Genomic DNA, 2,945 nt, shown 5'->3' on the forward strand with positions numbered 1-2,945 from the left:
AGAGTAAGACATCTGAGGCTGCGGATGGAGACATCCGCAGAGAGAAGACAAAGAGACACACGCTAGTGTCTCACCCGGAGGAATCCGGGGATGGTTAAGCGAAAAGAGCACAGGGTGAATGCCCAGGCACTGAGAGCCGAAGAAAGACGTGATAAGCTGCGAAAAGCGGCGGGGATTGGCAAATACGAGGTGATCCGCCGATATCTGAATGGGGAAACCCACCGGAGTAACCCTCCGGTACCGCAGGGTAAATTCATAGCCATGCGGAGGGAACCCGCCGAACTGAAACATCTCAGTAGGCGGAGGAAGAGAAAACAACCGTGATTCCGAAAGTAGCGGCGAGCGAAATCGGAGGAGCCCAAACCGCGGTGCGTGCACCGCGGGGTAAGGACCGCGAAAAAGTTCGAAGAGGGAGTGGAAGCGCGCTGGAAAGCGCCGCCATAGAGGGTGAGAGCCCCTTACACGAAGCTTAGAGAATGGCGCGGGATCCGGAGTACTGTCAGACACGTGGAAGCTGGCAGGAAGAAGGGGGGACCACCCCCCAAGGCTAAATACTACTCAGTGACCGCTAGCGAGAGTACTGTGAAGGAAAGGTGAAAAGGACCCCGGGAGGGGAGTGAAAGAGAACCTGAAACCCTGTGTTTACAAGCTGTGGAAGGACGAAAGTCCGACCGCGTACTTTTTGTAGAACGGTCCGGCGAGTTATCGCTGCCGGCAAGGTTAAGGATTTAAGGTCCGGAGCCGAAGCGAAAGCGAGTCTTAATAGGGCGAAAAGTCAGCAGAGATAGACCCGAAACCGGGTGACCTATCCATGTCCAGGATGAAGCCAAAGTAAAATTTGGTGGAGGTCCGAACGCACATCCGTTGAAAAGGGTGGCGATGAGGTGTGGATAGCGGAGAAATTCCAATCGAACCCGGAGATAGCTGGTTCTCCTCGAAATAGCTTTAGGGCTAGCCTCGTGTTAATGATCTTTTGCAGGTAGAGCACTGAATTCTTGAGGGGGCGTCAAAGTCTACCAAGAGATATCAAACTCCGAATGGCAGGAAGACAGACACGGGAGTCAGACGATGCGATATAAATTGCATGGTCAAAAGGGAAAGAGCCCGGATCTACAGCTAAGGTCCCAAAGTGCGTGTTAAGTGGGAAAGGATGTGCAATCTCAGAGACAACTAGGATGTTGGCTCAGAAGCAGCCACACATTCAAAGAGTGCGTAATAGCTCACTAGTCGAGAGGTCGTGCGCCGAAAATTCACGGGGCTGAAACACGACACCGAAGCTTAGGGATGGAGAAATCCATCGGTAGAGGAGCATTGAAAACCCATAGAAGCAGGACCGGAAGGTCCTGTGGAGAGTTTTGAAGAGAGAATGCCGGAATGAGTAGCGAGATGGAGGTGGGAATCCTCCAGGCCGAAAATCTAAGGTTTCCAGGGTAAAGCTGATCTGCCCTGGGGAAGTCGGGGCCTAAGGCGAGGCTGAAAAGCGTAGTCGATGGAGAACTGGTGAAGATTCCAGTACCGAATGATATCAGAACTGCGGGGACACATGGGGGAAGGAAGAGCCGGGAGAGAGAAGACCGGTGCAAGCGCCGAAAGGCGTGAAGCGGAACGAAGAAAAGTAGGGAAGCTTCCGGAGACTGTGGCGAGAAAAGCCGCTATTGTGTATCATGAGCCCGTACCGCAAACCGACACAGGTAGATGAGGAGAGAATCCTAAGGCCGACGGGAGAAGCATTGTTAAGGAACTCGGCAAAATGACCCCGTAACTTCGGGAGAAGGGGTGCCCACGAGAGTGGGCCGCAGAGAAAAGGCTCAAGCAACTGTTTAGCAAAAACACAGGTCTATGCGAAACCGAAAGGTAAAGTATATGGGCTGACGCCTGCCCGGTGCTGGAAGGTTAAGAGGAGAGGTTAGCGAAAGCGAAGCTTTGAATTGAAGCCCCAGTAAACGGCGGCCGTAACTATAACGGTCCTAAGGTAGCGAAATTCCTTGTCGGGTAAGTTCCGACCCGCACGAAAGGCGTAATGATTTGAGCGCTGTCTCAACAATGCACCCGGTGAAATTGAAGTACCAGTGAAGATGCTGGTTCCCCGCGCCAGGACGGAAAGACCCCATGGAGCTTTACTCCAGCTTGATACTGGGATTCGGCAGTGTATGCACAGGATAGGTGGGAGACTGAGAGGAGAGAACTTCGGTTTTCTCGGAGTCGCTGTTGGGATACCACCCTTATGCTGCTGGATTTCTAACCGAAGGCCGTAAGCCGGCCGCGGGACACTGTCAGGTGGGGAGTTTGACTGGGGCGGTCGCCTCCGAAAGGGTATCGGAGGCGCTCAAAGGTTCCCTCAGGATGGTTGGAAACCATCCGCAGAGTGCAAAGGCAGAAGGGAGCCTGACTGCGAGGGCGACGGTCCGAGCAGAGTAGAAATACGGACTTAGTGATCCGGTGGTATGAAAGTGGGATTGCCATCGCTCAACGGATAAAAGCTACCCTGGGGATAACAGGCTGATCTCCCCCAAGAGTTCACATCGACGGGGAGGTTTGGCACCTCGATGTCGGCTCATCGCATCCTGGGGCTGAAGTCGGTCCCAAGGGTTGGGCTGTTCGCCCATTAAAGCGGTACGCGAGCTGGGTTCAGAACGTCGTGAGACAGTTCGGTCCCTATCCGGCGCGGGCGCAGGATATTTGAGAGGATCTGTCCTTAGTACGAGAGGACCGGGATGGACTGACCTCTGCTGTACCTGTTGGGAATCGATCCCACAGCAGGGTAGGCAAGTCGGGAATGGATAAACGCTGAAAGCATCTAAGCGTGAAGCCAACCTCAAGATGAGATATCCCATCGAAAGAGTAAGACCCCTTTGAGAGAAAGAGGTAAATAGGGCTGAGGTGGAAGTGCTGCAAAGCATGCAGCTGACAGCTACTAATCGGTCGAGGGCTTATCCATAGTCGGA

At 53.7% G+C, this 2,945-nt stretch carries 1 rRNA gene; it reads left to right on the plus strand.

Going from position 1 to position 2,945, the window contains the following annotated elements:
- Nucleotides 1-91: 91 nt before the first annotated feature.
- Nucleotides 92-2,939: ribosomal RNA gene (locus HMPREF1986_RS10850) — 23S ribosomal RNA — on the plus strand.
- Nucleotides 2,940-2,945: the final 6 nt, after the last annotated feature.

The organism is Oribacterium sp. oral taxon 078 str. F0263, from assembly GCF_000469565.1.
In the GTDB taxonomy this organism is placed as follows: Bacteria; Bacillota; Clostridia; order Lachnospirales; family Lachnospiraceae; genus Oribacterium.